This window comes from Streptomyces sp. SID11385 (genome assembly GCF_010548245.1).
GTDB lineage: Bacteria > Actinomycetota > Actinomycetes > Streptomycetales > Streptomycetaceae > Streptomyces.
Genome location: NZ_JAAGLR010000875.1, coordinates 22,310 through 40,489 on the forward strand (window position 1 = coordinate 22,310; position 18,180 = coordinate 40,489).

22 protein-coding genes and 1 tRNA gene are annotated in these 18,180 nt (G+C 72.0%); 16 read left to right on the top strand and 7 right to left on the bottom strand.

What is annotated here, in order from left to right; translation table 11 throughout:
• Positions 1-2 precede the first annotated feature (2 nt).
• The 3 genes from G3I42_RS26490 to G3I42_RS26495 all read right to left on the bottom strand — a co-directional run bounded on the left by G3I42_RS26490 (position 3) and on the right by G3I42_RS26495 (position 881).
• Complete coding sequence (locus tag G3I42_RS26490; RefSeq protein WP_164290015.1) at positions 3-299, bottom strand: hypothetical protein; 297 nt, start codon at positions 297-299, stop codon at positions 3-5.
• 44 nt (positions 300-343) lie between these two features.
• Positions 344-466 carry a hypothetical protein gene (locus tag G3I42_RS38295; RefSeq protein WP_275405299.1) on the bottom strand — a complete coding sequence of 41 codons (123 nt, stop codon included), beginning with the start codon at positions 464-466 and terminating at the stop codon, positions 344-346.
• A 64-nt stretch (positions 467-530) separates the two neighbouring features.
• Positions 531-881: a hypothetical protein gene (locus tag G3I42_RS26495; protein WP_164290017.1), complete on the bottom strand. Its 351-nt coding sequence runs from the start codon at positions 879-881 to the stop codon at positions 531-533.
• A gap of 187 nt (positions 882-1,068) precedes the next feature.
• Between G3I42_RS26495 and G3I42_RS26500 the strand changes: the two genes are divergently transcribed.
• Entirely contained in the window at positions 1,069-1,368 is a 300-nt protein-coding gene (locus G3I42_RS26500) for a hypothetical protein (RefSeq protein WP_164290019.1), read from the top strand.
• Positions 1,369-1,376: 8 nt separating this feature from the next.
• Here G3I42_RS26500 and G3I42_RS26505 read toward each other — a convergent pair whose 3' ends face one another.
• The 3 genes from G3I42_RS26505 to G3I42_RS26515 form a co-directional block, all read right to left on the bottom strand.
• Positions 1,377-1,577, bottom strand: coding sequence for a hypothetical protein (locus tag G3I42_RS26505; protein WP_164290021.1), 201 nt, complete (start codon positions 1,575-1,577; stop codon positions 1,377-1,379).
• 193 nt (positions 1,578-1,770) lie between these two features.
• Positions 1,771-3,417: a TROVE domain-containing protein gene (locus G3I42_RS26510; protein ID WP_164290023.1), complete on the bottom strand. Its 1,647-nt coding sequence runs from the start codon at positions 3,415-3,417 to the stop codon at positions 1,771-1,773.
• Positions 3,418-3,759: 342 nt separating this feature from the next.
• Positions 3,760-3,856: transfer RNA gene (locus tag G3I42_RS26515), tRNA-Thr, on the bottom strand.
• 179 nt (positions 3,857-4,035) lie between these two features.
• On the opposite strand from G3I42_RS26515, the gene G3I42_RS26520 reads away from it, so the two are divergent.
• The 3 genes from G3I42_RS26520 to G3I42_RS26530 are packed head-to-tail and all read left to right on the top strand — an operon-like array spanning position 4,036 to position 5,885.
• Positions 4,036-4,305, top strand: coding sequence for a hypothetical protein (locus tag G3I42_RS26520; protein WP_164290025.1), 270 nt, complete (start codon positions 4,036-4,038; stop codon positions 4,303-4,305).
• A 40-nt stretch (positions 4,306-4,345) separates the two neighbouring features.
• Complete coding sequence (locus G3I42_RS26525) at positions 4,346-5,101, top strand: mucin-2 (RefSeq protein WP_164290027.1); 756 nt, start codon at positions 4,346-4,348, stop codon at positions 5,099-5,101.
• Positions 5,102-5,156: 55 nt separating this feature from the next.
• Positions 5,157-5,885 (top strand): DUF6884 domain-containing protein, encoded by a 729-nt coding sequence (locus tag G3I42_RS26530; RefSeq protein ID WP_164290029.1) that lies wholly within the window; start codon positions 5,157-5,159, stop codon positions 5,883-5,885.
• Positions 5,886-5,973: 88 nt separating this feature from the next.
• Here the strand turns inward: G3I42_RS26530 and G3I42_RS26535 are convergent, their stop codons facing one another.
• Positions 5,974-6,438: a hypothetical protein gene (locus G3I42_RS26535; RefSeq protein WP_164290031.1), complete on the bottom strand. Its 465-nt coding sequence runs from the start codon at positions 6,436-6,438 to the stop codon at positions 5,974-5,976.
• A gap of 192 nt (positions 6,439-6,630) precedes the next feature.
• On the opposite strand from G3I42_RS26535, the gene G3I42_RS26540 reads away from it, so the two are divergent.
• The 12 genes from G3I42_RS26540 to G3I42_RS26590 form a co-directional block, all read left to right on the top strand.
• Positions 6,631-7,344, top strand: coding sequence for a GntR family transcriptional regulator (locus tag G3I42_RS26540; protein ID WP_164290033.1), 714 nt, complete (start codon positions 6,631-6,633; stop codon positions 7,342-7,344).
• 55 nt (positions 7,345-7,399) lie between these two features.
• The gene (locus tag G3I42_RS26545; protein ID WP_164290035.1) at positions 7,400-7,906 is read left to right on the top strand and encodes a hypothetical protein; all 507 of its coding nucleotides are present in this window, start codon (positions 7,400-7,402) and stop codon (positions 7,904-7,906) included.
• A gap of 898 nt (positions 7,907-8,804) precedes the next feature.
• Positions 8,805-10,274: a phage terminase large subunit gene (locus tag G3I42_RS26555; protein ID WP_164290039.1), complete on the top strand. Its 1,470-nt coding sequence runs from the start codon at positions 8,805-8,807 to the stop codon at positions 10,272-10,274.
• Positions 10,275-10,430: 156 nt separating this feature from the next.
• Entirely contained in the window at positions 10,431-10,772 is a 342-nt protein-coding gene (locus tag G3I42_RS26560; RefSeq protein ID WP_164290041.1) for a DUF1360 domain-containing protein, read from the top strand.
• Complete coding sequence (locus G3I42_RS38300) at positions 10,772-10,894, top strand: hypothetical protein (protein WP_275405300.1); 123 nt, start codon at positions 10,772-10,774, stop codon at positions 10,892-10,894. The genes G3I42_RS26560 and G3I42_RS38300 overlap by 1 nt, the downstream gene beginning before the upstream one ends.
• Complete coding sequence (locus G3I42_RS26565) at positions 10,891-12,591, top strand: hypothetical protein (protein ID WP_239096687.1); 1,701 nt, start codon at positions 10,891-10,893, stop codon at positions 12,589-12,591. The genes G3I42_RS38300 and G3I42_RS26565 overlap by 4 nt, the downstream gene beginning before the upstream one ends.
• Complete coding sequence (locus G3I42_RS26570) at positions 12,588-12,935, top strand: hypothetical protein (protein WP_164290045.1); 348 nt, start codon at positions 12,588-12,590, stop codon at positions 12,933-12,935. Before G3I42_RS26565 ends, G3I42_RS26570 begins: the two co-directional genes overlap by 4 nt.
• On the top strand, positions 12,925-13,113 hold the full coding sequence (locus tag G3I42_RS26575; RefSeq protein WP_164290047.1) for a hypothetical protein: 189 nt from the start codon (positions 12,925-12,927) through the stop codon (positions 13,111-13,113). The genes G3I42_RS26570 and G3I42_RS26575 overlap by 11 nt, the downstream gene beginning before the upstream one ends.
• The gene (locus G3I42_RS26580; RefSeq protein WP_164290049.1) at positions 13,100-16,819 is read left to right on the top strand and encodes a phage minor head protein; all 3,720 of its coding nucleotides are present in this window, start codon (positions 13,100-13,102) and stop codon (positions 16,817-16,819) included. The genes G3I42_RS26575 and G3I42_RS26580 overlap by 14 nt, the downstream gene beginning before the upstream one ends.
• Entirely contained in the window at positions 16,819-16,980 is a 162-nt protein-coding gene (locus G3I42_RS37140; protein ID WP_203607367.1) for a hypothetical protein, read from the top strand. The genes G3I42_RS26580 and G3I42_RS37140 overlap by 1 nt, the downstream gene beginning before the upstream one ends.
• 87 nt (positions 16,981-17,067) lie before the next feature.
• Positions 17,068-17,409 carry a DUF6233 domain-containing protein gene (locus G3I42_RS26585; RefSeq protein WP_164290050.1) on the top strand — a complete coding sequence of 114 codons (342 nt, stop codon included), beginning with the start codon at positions 17,068-17,070 and terminating at the stop codon, positions 17,407-17,409.
• Between the two features lie 174 nt (positions 17,410-17,583).
• A partial coding sequence (locus tag G3I42_RS26590; protein WP_239096688.1) for a Mur ligase domain-containing protein occupies positions 17,584-18,180 on the top strand: 597 nt, incomplete at its 3' end.

Consider the following 18,180-nt stretch of genomic DNA (forward strand, 5'->3'; position numbering starts at 1 on the left):
GGTCAGTCGTCGCCGAGCAGGGCGTCGGCGACGGCGCATCGGGTCTCAGCAAGGGCGCGGCGGCGGGCGCGGTGGTGGAGGTAGCGCTTCCCCCCGTCGCCGGTGATCTCGTCGTCCCAGAAGCCGAGTCCGGCGCCACGTGCGCGGAGGGAAATGCCGGAGCTGCGGGGGCGGCGGCGGCCGGGGCGGCGTGAGGCGGCGTTCGCCTCGGCGGCGAGGGACGGCCTCTTCTCCGGTCCCGCCACGAGGGTGACGTGGGCGACGGGCACGGGGAGCGGGGACGTAGCGGCAAGCTTCATAACGACTCCTTCCAGAGGGGCGGACAGGTGCGGCGCGTTGGGGGTCAGGCGGTGCGGGAGTGGACGGGGACGGTGCCGGACGGTCGCATCAGGAAGGGGTCGTCGCTGGGCTCGCCCTGCACGAAGACGTGGATCGTGCGCCCGGGGAGGGTGGTGGGGAGTTGCACGGCGTCTCCTTCGGTGGAGTGGTGGGGCGGGCGCTGGCGGGCGCCCGCCCCGTGTGGGGGTCGGTCAGGCGGCGAGGGTGAGCATCTGGGCGGCGGCGACGTGGTAGCAGCGGCGGCCCTGGTGCCCGGCGGGGCAGGTGCAGTGCCCGGCGGCGGTGGTGAGGTGGAGGGCGGTGCCGTCGGTGCTGACGGCGCGGTAGACGAGGCCGATGCGGGTCTCGCGGGTGGCGACGATGCCGCCGTCCTCGATCAGCTCGCGGGCGGCGTCGAGCTGGGCGGGCTTGAAGTCGGGCAGCTCGGTGCGGGTGGCGCGGCGGATCTGGCGGATGCACTTGGAGCCGTAGCCGGTGCGGCGGGCCTGCTCGCTGCGGACGGGGCGGCCACAGCCGATGCAGTGCGTGTAGGTGGTGCTCATGGTGGCCTCCCGTGCCGTTGCGGTCTGGGCGGCGCCCTGACCTGCTGACAAGAGAAACTTTATGCCTAGATACTAGGCAATGTCAAAGCACTAGACATTGCATGGTGTGTCGACACTCACTACGCGCCCGGCAGTGCCGACACGCAAGGCATAGCAAGTAGGCGATCCGCCGTGCGAACATGACGACATGAGCACCGACGACAACGCCGGCTACGGCCGACCCGAAGACCTGCCCGACCTCCCACTGGAGGAGCACTACGCCGAGATCAAGAAGGCCCAGAAGCGCGCGGCCGAGCTGGAACGCAAGGCAGAGGAAGCCCGCGTCGCGCTGCGCCGCGCGATCCACGCGACCTTCCCCGAGAACCACGGGCGCCGCATCCAGCGAGGGGTCCTCACGAAGGTCATCGAGCTGAGCAGGTACTCACGGCAGACCGTCACGGACATCCGCGACGGCAAGATCCCCGCCGAGAAGCCGGCGAAGAAGTAGCAGCGCGGCTACGCGCCCGGCAACAGAGACTCCCAGTCCCGCACCTGGCCGCGGCCGTCGCAGTCCTGGCACTCGACCGTCACCGGCTCGCCCCAGCACAGCGCGCAGTCACCATCGTGCGCGTAACGATTGACGACTCGCCCCATGCCGTCGCACCCCCAGCAGATGACGAGCGGGGGCAGTGACGCGGCAGCGGACCGATGAGCCATGCCCGCATCATGACGCCAAGGCGCCCGTACGCACAGGGGAGTTCAGGAGCCCGAAGGTTGTGCCGGATGCACGTCCGGCGCACTCGACGAGGGCGCACGCCTCCCCGCGCTGGCGCGGCTCGCAGCCAGGAAAACAGCGAGGGCCCCCACCTTGCGATGGGGGCCCTCGCCTCTCCGCGTCAGCCGCTGCCCTTCACTCCCACGGCCAGGCGGCGTCTCGCCCGCGCTCCAGGAGCGGGATCATCCGGAAGGCCGCGTCCGTGAGCCCGCCGAAGGCGTGCCGGTTCCGACCGCCCGAGGGCGCGTGCCCACGCTCGTACCCGGCGAGGTTCCACGTGTACATCGGCACCGCGGCGGGGATCGCCGTGTTCACCTCGGCCGGGTCGGCGCCGGACTGCTCGTCCGTGACGATCACGACGCGGTCATGCCCCCGGTACAGCTCGCGCAGGGCCGCCGCCGTGTCCGTGCCGCCGCCGAGGAAGTATCCGTCCCGGTCCCATCGCTCGACCGCCCGAAGCAGCGCCTCGCCGCCGCGCAGCGGGAAGACGCGCGTCTTCGCTCCCGGCGCGTCGCGCAGGTAGTAGCGCGCCGAGGAGTACGACACCACGTCAGCGCTCGCGCAGCGCTGCCCGAGGGCGATCCCGAAAAGCGCGGCGGCGTCCCAGCGGGCCACCGTCCCGTCCTTCGAGAAGCCCTCCTGCATCGAGGTGGAGGTGTCGACGAGAACGAGGGTGCGGCCCGGCAGCTCCGGCACGGCGGCGAGGGACGCGGCGAGCGCCTTCTCCAGGGCGTGCCCCCACCGCAGTGACGGGGCGGCCTTGTAGGCCGAGTAGAACCGCATGGGGAGCTGGCGGGAGCGCGCCACCTCCTCCGGGTCGCCCAGGCGCGCGGCGACACGCTCGGCGACCTCGTCGCGGACGCCGGCCTCGTCGAGGTTCCGGAGGTTGCGCAGGAGCGCCATGTACCCCATCGACGGGACCACGGCCTCCCACGCCGCCGCGTCCATGGGCCCCTGGAGCCACCCCGCGAGCGCCTCCCAGGTCATCCCGGCGTGAGACAGCCGCTCCGGCTCGCGAAGCACCTCACGGCGCTTGGCGACGGGCAGCGCGGCGAGACGCTCGCGCTCGACGAGGAGGCGGAGCGCGGCCGGAGTTCCCTCGCGGCCGTGGCGCCGGTCGATGGCGTGCTTGAAGAGGTCACCCTGCGTGGGCCGGTCGGCGGCCGGGCGCGCGTGCACCAGCTCCAGGACGTCCCCGAAGCGGAAGCCGCGCGAGGCCGTGTCGTACTTGAGCAGGGACCGCTCGGTGTAGAGCCGCTGGACGGCGTCCGCGACACCGCGCTTCACAGGCTGGGGCAGGCGGGCGCCGAACCGGCTTCGCCAGTAGGCGAGCAGCTCCCCCGGCTCGTCCGCGCGCTGGAGCACGGAGGCGATGAGGCGGCGGTTCGAGTACGGGACGGCGCCGGTGACGGCGATCGGTCCCGGGCGGAGGGAGGCGGCGCGCTCGGCCTCCAAGCGGGCATGGACGGCCTCGGCGGCGCCGACGAGCGCGGCGGTGCGCAGGTTGCCTTCGCCACGCAGCCAGCCGAGGAGGCCGGCTGCCCAGACCGGGTCCTCGACGGCCAGGCGTCGCACGAGCTGGGTGAAGCGGTCGTCGCGCGTCTCGGCCGTCTCGTAGGAGGTGTGCTGCCCGACGAGGTTGGTGACGGCCAGGAGGAAGAGTTCCCCGCGCGGGTCCCGGGCGTAGCCGACGCCGCCCTCGTGCGTGCGTGCGGGGCCGGGGATGGTGGCGACCGGCGACGTGGCGGCCGTGCGGACGGCGGGACGGTTGAAGCGGGACATGAAGAACCCCTCCTTCGGGGGAGGGGAGGCGAGCAGCAGTGGGGCGCCCGAGATCGGAAGTGACGGCGGAGACGAGGATGCTGGGCCGCTGCACCACGGCCCGACGCATGGTCGAGCCGCCGGGATTCGAACCCGGGTCCCCTGTGTGAGAGACAGAAGTATCCGCATGTCGGCGCACCGGGCGCCCCGGTGCTGGTGCCTCCCGAGATCAAGGCGACGTGCGGCGGTTCACGAGAAGAAGTAGCCGCGGTGTCGGCGCACCGGGAGGTGCAAGTTGTGGTGTCCAGAGATCGAGTTGGAGCGGGTAATAAGCGCTCTGCCGTTGAGCTACACCACCCGAGGTGGTGACGGGATTCGAACCCGCAGCCTCTCCATTACCAGTGGAAGTAACCCGCGCCTTCGCACCTGGACGAGGTGAACGTACCGCCTCAACTCGGCCTTGCGCACTCGTTTTTATCGACCGCTCACCCGGACGGGTGAGGGGAGTGAGGGAGATCACTCGGCCTCCGCGACTCGCTCGCGACGCCAACACGCTCGACATTGAATAGCGCTTTGACATTGCCTAGTGGTTAGGCATAACGTGTTCTCTGTAAGGCCCACCGGCCAGAGGAGGCACCCGTGGCACGCATCCACATCACCAGCACCGAAGACGCCGTCGCCGTCATCGCCGCCTACAGCACCCGCGCGATCGCGCAGGGGGACCACCCCGGCCACGACCTGACCACCGTGGGCACCCACCTCACCTCCGACCTCGTCTTCAACGCGATCCGCGACGCCTACGAGCGCCACATCGCCAAGGGCGCGACGCCGAAGGACGCGATCATCCGCGTCGGCCAGGCCCTCATCGCCGCCTACTGCACCCGCGCGAACATCCCCGCCACCCGCTGACCCGGCCCTCCGGCCGCACCTCACAGATCGGACCCTCACGATGCGCACCTACGCCACCGCCCAAAACGTCGGCCTCCGCCAGTACCAGTGCGACGCCACGGCCTTCCGTACCGACCCCGTCAGCGGCGCCCGCGCCTACGTCGTGCTCGACGGCATCGGGGACCGCCCCGACATCCGCGACTGGGTCCGCACCGCCGCCGCGCGCCTCGCCCGCGCCGCCGCCCGGCGCCGCGACGCCGAGGCCGGCCTGCGCGCCGTCTACGACGCGTACGCCGCCGACCCGCTGCGCCAGGACGACTACACCCGTCGCTATGAGCCCAGCGCCGCCGCGATCGTCGCCGTGCACCTCCCGGGTCAGCCGCTCGCGATCGCGTGGGCCGGTGACTGCCGCGCCTACGCGATCCAGTCGGGAACTGCACGCAGGCTGACGCAGGACCACAATCTCCGCCGCGTCTACCCCCCATGCGAGTGGCGCGACGGCGGTAACCGGAACGTCATCACCAGCTACCTCGGAAACAACCTCTCCGACGAACAGGCCCGGACCGAGTACCCCCACCCCGCCATCGAGACCGCGACGGTTTCGAACCCGTCCGGCCTGCGCCTCCTGCTGGCGAGCGACGGAGCGTACGAGCCCCACGAGGACGCCGGACACGCCCTTCCCGATCTCCTCACGGGTACGCCGGGCGAGGCCGCGCGCCGCTTCGTGACCACCGCCGTCGAGACCTCCCTGAAGACGTCCGAGGACGACGGCCGCCAGTACGCCGACAACGCGACGGTCCTCGTCGCCGACCTCTAGCCCCCCTTCGCCGGGCGCGCGCCGACGCGCGCCCGGCCCCGCCAAGGAGAACCCCGTGCGAACCAACGGTCCCCTCGTCCTCATCCCCTGCTCCGCGAGCAAACTCCCCACTCCGAAGCCCGTCCCCGCCCGGGACCTGTACACCGGCGGCTACCACCGCGCCGCCCGCCGCACCGCCGAAGCCCTCACCGCCGCCGGAGGAACCGTCCAGGTACTGTCCGGCCGCCACGGCCTGGTGAGCCTCGACACCCCGCTCCTCCCGTACGAGACCCGCATCACCGACCCCGACGCCATCACCCCCGCCGAACTCCGCGCACAGGCCGCCGCCCTCGGCCACGCCGACGCCCCCGTGGTCATCGTCCTGGCCGGGGCCGACTACGTGTCCGCCGCCCGGGAGGTGTGGCCGCACGCCTCCGCGCCGCTCCTCAACCTCGGGATCGGCCAGCAACTCCAGCGTCTCGCCGAGATCCGCGACACCGCGAACGCTCCCCGCAGGCCGATCCAGGACGTTGCGCACGACGCCCTGGTGTCCCACCGCGTCCCCTTCGCCCACATCGAGTACGTGGGTGATGACGATTTCCTCTTCCACACCTCGGGCGTGAAACTGTATGGTGCCGACGCCGACGGGGTGTGGCTGGTCGCCCACGGCAGCGACGAGGTGAGCCCGTTCGATTTGGACTCGGTGGAAGGGCTTCTTCGTGCACGAGCGCGTACGGCGCTCGCCTGCGCCGGGCTGACCGCGAACGGTGATGCCGACGACCACTTCTTCCGCATCACCCGCTGACGACCCCGCCAGCACGGCATGGCGCGGACGAGTCCGTGCGGAAGGCCCCGACATCCCCCGTGTCGGGGCCTCTTTCGTTTCCGGCCGGTCAGCTGGCCGTGCGGTCCACCTCGGACACGCGCACGGAGCGGATATCCGTCATCTTCCCGTTCCGGATCTCGACGTCGAGCGGCGCCGTGTCCCCCGTGCTGGTCTTCCCGGCACCGAGCTTGTCGGCCGTGATCCCCGTCGTCCCGAGCACGTCCTTGTCCGCGTCCAGGAATTCGAGCTGCGCGAAGTAGCCCGCCGCACTGCGGCCGTGGTTCGTGATCTCGTAGTGGACGACGTACGCGCCGGGCCCCCAGGTCGGGTGGTTTTCCACGCCGCTCTTCACGATCCGTACGTCGGCGCTCGCGGCCGGCGCCTCCTTCACCGGAGCGGGGAGGCTGCTGGTGGTCTTGCGGGGTGCGGCGTCGCCGGTGGTCGCCGGGGTGGAGCTGGAGCAAGCGGCGAGCGCGAGCGCTGCGCCGAGCCCGCAGGCGGCAACGACTGCCGCCTTGAAGTGGATGTGCACTGGTCCTCCGGTAGGCAGGTTCGAACGGCGGGACCGTACCGGCAGCCAGGGGCACAAAGAGGCTTGTTCGAGGGCGAGTTACCCGAAGGAGCGATTACCCGCAGTCACCCGTACCGAGGGCGCTCACGCCCCTTCCCGGGGCGCAGGGCATCGGTCTACCTTGACGGTTAACCGGTCCAATCGGAGGTTGTCGTGGCTGTGCTGAAGTACGAACAGATCGTGGACGCGCTACGGGCGCGCATCACCGGGGGCGAGTTCGGGCCCGGCGACCTCCTGCCCTCCGGACGGGACCTCGCCGAGGAATGGGACGTATCGCGCGCGACCGTCGTAAAGGCGATGGACGTACTCCGCGCCGACGGCGTGGTCGTCGCCCGGCAAGGCGCGGGCTTCGTCGTCGCCGAGCAGCCCCTCGCCCGCCCGGCAGGCAGGCGCGGACCGGGCGCACGCACCACCGGGGCCACCGCATACCGCATCCTGGGCACACCCGCCGAGGAGGTCCCGCCCGCCGACGTCGCAGCCGCCCTCGGCCTCCCGGACGACGGACCCGCCCTTCGTCGTACGCGGCTGCTGCTCCTGGAGGACGGCACCCCGCTCTCCCTCGTCGACGCCTGGTTCCCGCCCGCCGTCTCGGCGCGGTGCCCGCGCCTCACCGACCCCACCCCGCTGGCCGAGGGCACCACCCGGTACATCGCGCAGCGCACCGGCCGAACGCCCGCACAGGGCACGGACGTGACGACGGCCCGGCTCGCCACCACCGCCGAGACAAGCACGCTCGGACTGCCCGCTCCGGCGACCGTCGTGACGACCCTTCACCACGCCCGGGACCGTGAGGGCCCTCTCGTCTGCGAAGTCGGCGTGACCCCGGCGGAGCTGTGGGAGGACACGCAGACCTACCCCATGGGGTAGGTGCCGCGCGCTGGCCGACTCCGCTCGGTCGGCACACACTCATACACTCCGTGTCATGGCCAGTGACGCAGAGTCCCCCAAAGGCACCGGCGGCCGCGGTGCCAACGGCAGGTTCATCCGGACCCCCGAAGGTGCCGCGCGCGACGCCCTCGCCGCGCGCCTCCGCGCCCAGGGCCGCAGCTTCCAGCAGATCGCCGACGAGCTGGGCCTCAAGTCGAAGTCATGCGCGCACGAGGCCGTGGGGCGCGCCCTCCACTCGATCGTCGCCGACGACGCCGAAGCGCTCCGCCAGCGTGAGGCCGCCCACCTTGACGCCCTCACCGAGGAGGCTCTCACCGTGCTGGAGCGCACCCACTACGCGCACTCCCACGGCCGCCTCGTCCTCGACGCCGACGGCGAGCCGCTCCTCGACGACGGACCGAAGCTCGCCGCGCTACGGGAGCTGCGCGCGATCCGCGAAAGCTACCGGCGCCTCCACGGCCTCGACAGCTCCGCGAAAATCGAGATGGGCGGCGAGCTGCGGTACGAGGTGGTCGGTATTGACCCCGCCGACCTCGTGTGACTACCCATCAACAAGCTTCGTCGCAAAGGCACTTACAGGACAGCAAGGTAGAATTGCACACGAATAACCCCGGCGGGTGCGGGAACACCCCCGGGGCGTGACCGACTGGTTGGAGTCGATGTGCTCAAGCGTACCTGCGGTGTGCCCGGGTGCCCCCGCTTGCATCTGGCGAAGGGCTACTGTTCCGCGCACTATCAGCGTTGGATCAAGACCGGCGATCCGGGAACGGCAGCCGTGAAACAGCAGCACAACCGCTGCTCAGTCGAGGGGTGCGCCCTGCCCCACTACGGCAACGGCTTCTGCGCGGGCCACTGGCGCCGCTGGCGGCGCACCGGCACTCCGGGGCCGCTGGCACTCCCAGGCCCCCGACGGCGGGGCGCCTGCTCAGTTGAGGGGTGCGAGGACCCGCACTCCGCCCGAGACTTGTGCGGCAGCCACTACGCACGGTGGCGGAGGTCTGGCAGCGCTGGAGGGGCCTTCACCGTCCGCCGCCGGAACCCCAGCCAGCGAGACGCGGAGGGGCGCAAGCAGTGCCGAGGCTGCGACCGCTGGCTCGAAGAGACGTGCTTCAACCGAAAGCGCGGCACCTCAGACGGACTGGCCGCCGAGTGCGGCGACTGCGTGCACGCCCGCGTGATCAGCCGAAGGTACGGCGTCGATCTGACGTGGTATCTCGCGACTCTGGAGAGCCAGGAGGGTGGCTGCGCCATCTGCGGCTCGCGATCGAACGGCAGGCGTCTGCACATCGACCACGACCACACCCACTGCGGGCCGCGTCGGGGCTGCGCAGGCTGTGTCCGAGGGTTGCTGTGCTCGTCCTGCAACACCGGGGTCGGGAACTTCCGGGACAATGTGGATCTCCTGAAGGCTGCGATCAGCTACCTCGAACGGGAGTGACATGAACGGCACCGTCGTCAGGTACGAGCCTCGCGGCGGTGCTGTGAAGCTGCTGACCTGCCGGGACGCGGAGGTACTGATCTGCGGCCCGGCAGGCACCGGCAAATCTCTCGCCATGCTCCAGAAGCTCCACTTCACCTGCCTCGCCGTCCCCGGGCTGCGCGCGCTTCTCGTCCGGCAGACGCACGCCTCCCTCACCGGCACGACCCTCGTGACCTTCGAACGGACCGTCGTCGGCGAAGCGATCGCCGCTGGCCTCGTGCGGTGGTTCGGGGGCAGCGCCCGACAGCCACCCGCGTACCGGTACGCCAACGGCTCCGAGATCCTGGTCGGCGGCCTCGACAGGCCCGAGAAATTTCTCAGCTCAGAGTTCGACCGCATCGCTGTGGACGAGGCCACCCAGATCAGCAAGACCGCGCACGAGACACTGATCACCCGGCTGAGGGGTGGCGCGCCCACGTACAAGCAGATCGTGTGCGCCGCGAACCCGGCCCAGCCCACGCACTGGCTCAAGCAGCGGGCCGACACCGGCACCATGCGGCTGATCAACTCCCGCCACCGGGACAACCCCGCGTACATCAAGGCTGACGGCTCCCCCACGGAGATCGGAGCCGCCTACCTCGCGAAGCTCGACGCCCTGTCCGGAGTCCGGCGCCTGCGTCTGCGAGATGGCCAGTGGGCCGCCGCCGAGGGCATGGTCTACGACGGCTGGGACGACGCGGTCCACCTCGTCGACCCGGCGCCGATCCCGAAGGAGTGGCCGCGCTGGTGGGTGGTCGACTTCGGCTTCACCAACCCCTTCGTCCTCCAGTGCTGGGCGGAGGACCCTGACGGCCGCTTGATCATGTACCGGGAGATCTACCGCACCCAGCGCCTCGTCGAGGACCACGCCCGGGACATTCTGCGCCTGGTCCGCGCGTGCGCGCAGTGCTGCGGGTCGAAGCGCGAGGCGCACGACTGTCAGGCGTGCAAGGCGTGCCGGCTGGAGTGGACGGAGCCGCGCCCACAGGCGGTGATCTGCGACCACGACGCCGAAGACCGCGCGACGCTGGAACGGCACCTCGGGCTCGCGACGACGCCGGCGAAGAAGGGGAAGTCGACGGGTATTCAGGCTGCGCAGGGACGGCTGAAGGTGGCGGGCGACGGACGGCCCCGGCTGATGCTGATGCGCAGCGCGCTCGTCGAGCGGGACCAGGCGCTCGACGAGGCGAAGAAGCCATGCTCGACGGAGGAGGAAGTGCCCTCGTACGTCTGGGCTGTGAAGCCGGGCGGCGAGGAGAAGGAGGAGCCCGTCAAGCGCGACGACCATGGCATGGACGCCATGCGGTACATGGTGGCACAGCGGGACCTGGTGGGAGACACGCGGGTGTCGTCTCCGGCGGTCGCGCGGCAAGCGCCGCGCGTGGGTACGGGAGTTGCTGGACGGTACGGCCGGCACATCAGTGGAGGGGCCGGGCCCCGCACGGCGTGAGCGGCGAGGACGACTGACCGGTACGTCCCCAGGGGTGTCGCCACCATCCGTGATGTGCGGGAGATTTTGCGGCCCAACCATCATTGAACAAAAGAATCTTTCGCATGACGCTACGATCGGGCCTCGCAAGCCAGAAGATCCACTGCGGAGGTCCACGTGATCGCGCTCACCACCCTCGCCCTCCTGGCCCTCGCCGGATATCGCGCGACCCGGCTCATCGTGGCTGACTCGATCCTCGACCCGCTCCGGGACCGACTCTTCGCCTGGCACGAAGCCCGGCTCGACTCGAAGGCCCGGGACTTCGTGATCACCCTGCTCTCGTGCACCTACTGCATCGGCTGGTGGCTCTCGGGCGCGATCCTCGCGACGTACCTCTTCGCATCGGGGCAGTGGCACGACGCCCCGGTGCTCGTGCACGGCGTGGAGTGGCTCGCCGTCGCGGGCGGGCAGGCGCTCCTCTCCCGCATCGACGACACCCTGCCGACCCGGGACGCCTGATGGGGAGCAACCTCACGCTCGTGCTGTGCCTCGGGCTCGCCACCGCGTACTGGGCGTGGACAGCCTGGCTCGACAAGCGCCCACCGCGCCCGCGCCGCCCGCGCCGCAGGGACCGCCGATGACCCGCGAACTCGTCAGCGCGGCCGCCCGCTACACCACCCGCACGGCGAAGACGACCGCGCAGAACCCGGCCCGCTCGCAGCAGGCGCGCGCCTGGGGCTTCTACCGCACTCCCGAGGTGCGGTCCTTCGCGAACTGGATCGGCAACGCGATGAGCGGCGCCCGCTTGTACGCCGGCCGCTACCGACCCGACGGGAGCATCGAACCGGCGCCCGACGGCCACCCCGCCGCCCTGCACGTCGCCGGCATCGCCGGAGGCGCCGACGGGCAGTCGCAGCTCCTTCGGGAGTACGGCCGTCACCTCGCGGTCGCCGGGGAGGGCTGGACGGTCATCCGCCCACGCGAGGACGGCCGCGCCGACTGGCACGTGGTGTCCGTGCTGGAGATCTCCTCGAAGGGCTCCAGCGGCCTCGAAGCGGAGATCGACGGCCGGCCCGTGGCCATCCCGGCGCACGATCCGGACGTCGTGGTCCCGGATCTCGCGCCGGTCGCGATCCGCGTGTGGGACCCCAGCCCCGAGCGGCACCTTGAGGCCGACAGCCCCGTGCTCGCCGCCCTTGACGAGCTGGAAGAGCTGCGCCTCCTGGGCGCCGTGGTCCGCGCCGTGGCTCAGTCGCGCCTCACCGGGCGCGGCGTCCTCCTCATCCCGCAGGGCACCCGCTTCCCCACCTCGCCGGGGCAGTCGGACGCGGAGGACGACCTCCTCGATGTCTTCATGCAGGTCGCGGAGACCGCGATCCGCGAGCCGGACTCGGCTGCCGCGACGGTCCCGATCATCCTCGAAGTCCCGCCGGAGTCCATCGGCCAGATCCAGCACCTGGTCCTGCGGACGGACTTCGACGAATTGGCGATCAAGCTCCGCGAGGAGAACATCCGCCGCTTCGCAACCGCTGCCGACATCCCCGGCGAATTCCTCCTCGGCCTTGGTGACGTCAACCACTGGGGCGCCTGGGAGCTCACCAGCGAGGCGATCCGTCTCGGGATCGAGCCGCGCCTCCGTGTCGTCGCCCATGCCTACACCGAGCAGTGGCTTCGCCCACTTCTGGAGGACGAGGGCGTACCCGACGCCGTGGAGTGGATGGTCCTGGCCGACTCCTCCCCGCTCCGCGTCCGCACCAACCGCTCCAGCACGGCGATCGAGGTCCACAAGCTCGGCGCCATCAGCGACGCGGCCCTACGCCGCGAGACGGGCTTCGACGAAGCCGACGCACCGACCACCGCCCCCGCTGAGCAGACGGAGGACACCGTGCCCACCACCCCCACCACGCCGCTGCCCGCCGACGAGGCCACCGACATCCCCGACACCCTCCCGGCCTCCGCCCACGCGCCCGCCCCGGCGCCGGGCGACCCGCTCGTCGCCGCCGTTGACGGACTCCTGTGGCACGCCCTCCACCAGGCGGGGGAGAAACTTCGCCGCTCCGGAGCCTGCCCGCGCGACCGCCGAGCGGAGGCGCGCCGCATCACCGCGTCCCGCCGCCACACCGTCTACCCCGTCACCCGCGAGGAGGTCGACGCCCTCAACCTCCTCGACGGCGTCCTCGACCGCGCGCCGGAGATCGCCGCCCGCTACGGCGCCGACCCGACCTGCCTCCAGCGAACCCTCACCGCCTACCTCCGCGAACTCATGGCCGCTGGGGTGGAGTACGACCACACGCACGTACGCCCGGTCGTCGCCGGGTGCCTCACGGAGGCCGCGTGACCACCCCCATCTACGACGCCCCGGTCGGGCACAGCCGCGCCGCGCACCGCGTCCACGGCTGGTGCTCGCACTGCCCTGGCCGAACGGCGGCGGAGGAGGTCATCGCGTGGCGGTCCGAGGCCGCCGACCGTCATGCCGCTGAGGACTGGATCGGTGACGAGGGCGGGCCCTTCGACGCGTCCACCGCCTGGCGGAAGTGCCCGGAGTGCGGCGTCGCCGGCGCCCTCTCCGTCGTCACGGTGACGGTCCAGTCCACCAGCAGCCCGAAGCGAGCGGGCGGCTGGGCGTACTGCCTCAACTGCGAGGCCGTGCCGCAGGAGCGGGGGGTAGCCCATGCCGGGTGACCCTCAGCGCGCTGTCGTCCTGCACAGCCGTCCCGCGCACCGCGCGCTCGGCTGGTGCGGGCGGTGTCCGGGCCGCGACCTGGGTGACGAGGTCAGGGCGTGGCGGGATCGTGAGGTCTCCCGCATGCTTGCCGTGAGCACCTCCGTACCGGAGGAGGCCGCCCGTGCCGGATCGTGACGCCCTGCTGGCCCAGGCCGAGGACGACATCGCCGCCGAGGTACAGGCCGTCCTCGACGAGGTCACCGCCGACTTCGCCACCGAACTCGACGCGGCTACCGAGCTGGTCGCCGCCCGGTTCTCCGTGGCGGCCATCGGCCGCATGTGGAGCCGCCAGGTTCCGCGTCTCGTGCGCCGCCTCCTCGGCATCACCGAGGCAGCAGCACAGCACGCCGCCGGCACGGTCGACGCCGAGCTGCCCGAAGGCTGGGAGAACCTGCCCGGCCGCTACGACAGCGACCGGCTCCCGGCTGGGCTCGGCGCCTACGTCGAGACGACCGAGCACCTGCTGCGCGCAGTCGGTGACCGTCTCTCCAGCGCGGCCGTCACGGAGCTGGCGGCCGGGCTGGACGCGGGCGAGGACATCGAGGCGCTGCGGGCCCGCCTGCGGGCGGCCTTCGGCCGGGAAGGCGCGCAGCTCGGCCACGCCCGCGAGGAACGGATCGCGCGGACCGAAGCGGTCCGGGCCTGGAACTCGGCGACGCTCGCCGCAGGCATGGCACTCACGGGCCGGGACCGGCCGCTCGTGAAGCAGTGGCTCACCCGCGGGGACTCGACGGTCCGGGACGCCCACGAGGACGTGGCCGGGCAACTGCGGCTGCTGAACGAGCCGTTCACGGTGGGCGGGGTGGAGATGTCCGGCCCTGGCGACCCGGGCGCCCCGCCCGCTCTCACTGTGAACTGCCGGTGCGTCCTTGCATTGGCGCACGCGGACCGTTCCGCAGCCATGGAATCCAAAACGATCTCCCGTGCCGCGTCTTTGAATCGAAAGGATCTCGCGATCATGGAGTCACTGACCGCCGCGAGCGGCGAGCACACAGGCGCGATGATCGCGCTCCTGCCCACCCCAGCCGACGCCGCCGGCCTCGCCATTGACGAAGGCGAAGACGTCAGCGAGCTGCACCTCACCCTCTACTACCTCGGCGAGAGCGCCGACTGGTCCGACGGCGAGCGCGCCGAGCTGGCCAACGCCGTCCGCGCGCGACTCGCCGACATCCCCGGCCCGCTGCCCGGCTACGCCTTCGGCGCGAACCACTGGAACAGCAACGGCGACGACCCGTGCTGGGTCTGGGCAGTCGGCGACGACCGCGACGCGAACGAGGACGGACCCACCCTCACCACCGTCCGCGCTGCCGCCGCCGACGCGCTGCAAGAGGCTCACGGCCCTGAGATTCCCCGGCAGCACAGCCCGTGGGTGCCGCACGTCGCCGCCGCCTACTCCCCCGATCCCGCGCTCCTCGCCGAGCTGGAAAGCCGCCTCGGCCCGATCATCTTCGACCGGGTCCGGCTCGCCTTCGGGGGCGAGCACATCGACATCCCCCTCGGCCCCGCTGATGTTCCCGCCGAGCAGACCGCCGCCGCGCCGGTCGCCCTCCTCCCCCGCCCCTGGTCCACCCCCGGCGACGCGGCCCTCGCATACGAGAACACCGAGACCGGCGACGGCCGCATCTTCGCGCCCGGCTCCGTCACCTGGGGTACCGGCCCGTGGCCCCTCCAGTACGCCGACGAGATGCTGTCCGGCCACGAGGGCGCTGAACTGGCCGGGTCCATCCAGGAAGTGAGCCGCGACGGCGACCGCATCGCCGGTGCTGGAGTCCTCTACCCCGGACGCCCCGCCGGCGCCGACGCCATCCTGCTCTTGGAGGACGAGGCACCCCTCGGCGTCAGCGTCGACCTCGACGACGTCGACGTTGAGTTCATCGACCGGCGCCCGCCCGAGGAGCAGCCGCAGGACGACGAAGTGCTCCTCGTCGCCTCCCTCGCCTCCGCGTCCGTGCTGCGCCTCGCCGACGGAGGGTGGATGGTCCGGGCCACCGCCGCCGCGCAGTGGACCGCGAGCGGGCAGGCCATGCTCCGTACGAGCCACGCCGCCGAGTGGACGACCGCGGCCGACGGCACCGTCCCCGTCAAAGCCGTACGCGCCGCGCTCACGGACGCGCGGATCACCGCTGCCGCCGGTGACCCCGACGATCCCGAGCGCGGGGAGCTGGTCCACCAGGAGTCCGCAGGCGATGTCCTCATGCGGATCACCCGCGCCCGGCTGCGCGGCGCGACTCTCGTCGCCATGCCCGCCTACGACCGGGCCCGCATCGTCCTCGGCCCGGAGCCGGACCCCGAGCAGACGGCAGCCTGCACTCCCACGGTGCAGGCCGCCGGGGACGCGATGACCCGCGTCATCCGCTACGTCTCCGGTGCCCCCGTCGCCGTCACCCCCCGCGAGGTCGCCGAGGCCCTGCGCATCCCCCTCGCGCAGGCCCGGTCCCTGCTTGCCCGCGCGGTCACCGCCGGGCACCTCGTACGGCTCGCGCGCGGCCTGTACGTCGGCGCCCCCGACCTCCCCGAGGGGGACGTGTCGGCCTCGATGTCGGGCGACCTCTCTCTTCCCGTCCATCCCGACCGGGACGCCCCCTGGGACGGCGACGCCGCCGCCTCCCGCGTTCTCGCCTGGGCCACCGCCGAGGACGGCACCGTGAACGGCCAGCGCCTCGGCGCGGCGTTCCTCTACCGCGACGACACCGCCGATCCGGCCACGCTCGCCGCGTACAAGCTCGGCACCGCCGACGTCTTCGACGGCGAACTCCACATCGTGCCGGGCGCGGTCTTCGCGATCGCCTCCGTTCTCCAGGGCGGCCGAGGCGGAGCCGACATCCCCGAGACCGAGCAGGACGACCTCCGCGCCCGCGTCGAAGACCTCTACGCCCGGCTCGCAGACGCACTGGACGACCCGACGCTGCGCGCCCCCTGGGACGACGACGAAGAGGAGACCGGCATGCGCGAGCTCGAAGCATCTGCCTGGAACGCGATGAGCCAGGCGCCCCCGATGCCCGCCGCGTGGTTCCGCGAGCCGACCGAGGAGGAACTGCCGCCCGGCTCCGGCGGCGTCCACTACAAGGACGGCAGGGTGTACGGCTGGGTCGCCCAGGCCGGAGAGCCGCACGCCGGATACCCGGGCAAGAACCTGACGATCGAGAGCCTGGGGCGCATCGACACCACGCATTTCCTCCGCGCGCGGTTCCGCCTCGACGACGGCAGCACCGTCAAGGTCGGCACCTTCACCATGAACGTGGGGCACCACCGCGACGGCGCGGAGTGCGAGACCGCCGTCTGCCAGTTCGACGACACGCGCACCGTCGCCGGAATCGTCACCGTCGGCATGAACCAGCGCGGCATGTGGTTCAGCGGCGCGGCATCCCCGTGGCTCGCCGAGTGGGACCGTGCCGTTTTCCAGGCGTGCCAGCCGAGCTACCACATGCGGCAGGGCCGGGGCGGGGCCTGGCAGCTCCGCGCCGTCCTGTCCGTGCCTGTGCCCGGACACAGCTCTCCGCTCCTCGCGTCCGCCGTCGCTGAGCGCTCGAACCTCGCCCTCGTCGCCTCCATGTCCGCGCTCGTGACCAGCACGGACACCCCGGCCGGACAGCCGGACACCACCCCAGGCGGACAAGCTCCGGACCTGCCCGGACAGGCTCCGGACGAGTCGGCCACCAGCGCCCTGGCAGCCGCCCTCGCCTCCCCTCCCGTCCTGGACCGGCTCCTGGACGCCCTGGACCAGCGCGCGGCGGATCGGCAGGCAGCGCGCGCCGAGATCGAGCAGCTCACCCAGCGGCTCGCCCCTGCCCGGATGGACCTGGCCGCATCCTTCGCGGCGAAGGTCAAGGAAGGAATCTGATGCCCTGCTCCTGTGCGAAGAACCGCAAGACCTTCGAGGTCGTCGCGTCCGACAAGGTCGTCTACTCCTCGACGTCCGAGCCGACGGCGAAGGCCGTCGCGAAGCGGTACCCGGGCTCCGTGGTGCGCGAGCAGGCGAAGACCGGCGCGAAGGCGTCCTGAGCCGAGGCGCTCCCGGCCAGCCGATGGGCTCCGGCCTGGCCGGGGGCACCTCACCCCCTTCGCACGCCACCCTCTAACATCGAACGCGTGAGCGAATCGAGTGGAGTGCCGCGCATCGAGCTGCTGCGCTTCGCCGAGCGCGTCGCCGAGCAGCACCTCGTCCGCGTGCGCGGCTGGCGCGTCGCCGAAGAACAACGCCTCGCCGCCCAGGCCCAGCGCGCTCGGCGCCGTCCGCCCGCCCCCGACTGGCTCCTCGAACGCGGCATCGGCGTCGGCGCGCGACCTCAGCTCATTCACAAGGGCGACTGCTGGGACCTCAACGACCGGTGCCGCCCCATCACCCGCGACGAGGCCAGGCGATGGATCGTCGAGCACATACCCGCCTGCGGGCAATGCCGCCCGGACACGGCTCTCGAACTGCTGGACTGACGCGCCGGGAAGTGCGGCGGCGCCCAGACAGCGCACCCACGCGCACCGCGCCCTGTACGCGGCCGAGGCTGCCCACCGCTCCCCGCGTCCTCGCCCTGGGATCGCTATGATCAGTTTGACCGGGGCCCTCAGTGATCCAAGCGCCCCAGCCCCCACCGCCTGGAGACACCACAGATGGCAGCCGGCCTTCCCCCCGCCCTCGACCGACCGCACTTCATCGGGATCGGTGGGGCCGGGATGTCGGGCATCGCCCGGATTCTCGCCCAGCGCGGGGCGAGCGTCGCGGGCAGTGACGCGAAGGACTCGGCGACCGCCGCCTCGCTGCGCGCCCTCGGCGCCACCGTCCACCTCGGCCACGACGCGGCCCACCTCGCCGAGGACACCTCCGCCGTCGTCGTCTCGTCCGCGATCCGCGCCGACAACCCCGAGCTGGTCCGCGCCCGGGAACTCGGCATCCCCGTCGTGCACCGCTCCGACGCCCTCGCCGCCCTCATGGCGGGCACGCGGCCCCTCGCGGTCGCCGGCACGCACGGCAAGACGACGACGACCTCGATGCTCGCCGTCTCCCTCACGACGCTCGGGCTCGACCCCTCGTACGCGATCGGCGGCGACCTCGACGCGCCCGGCTCCAACGCGCGCCACGGCAGCGGCGAGATCTTCGTCGCCGAGGCCGACGAGAGCGACCGCAGCTTCCACACGTACGCCCCCGAGGTCGCCGTCGTCCTCAACGTCGAACTCGACCACCACGCCAACTACGCCTCGATCGAGGAG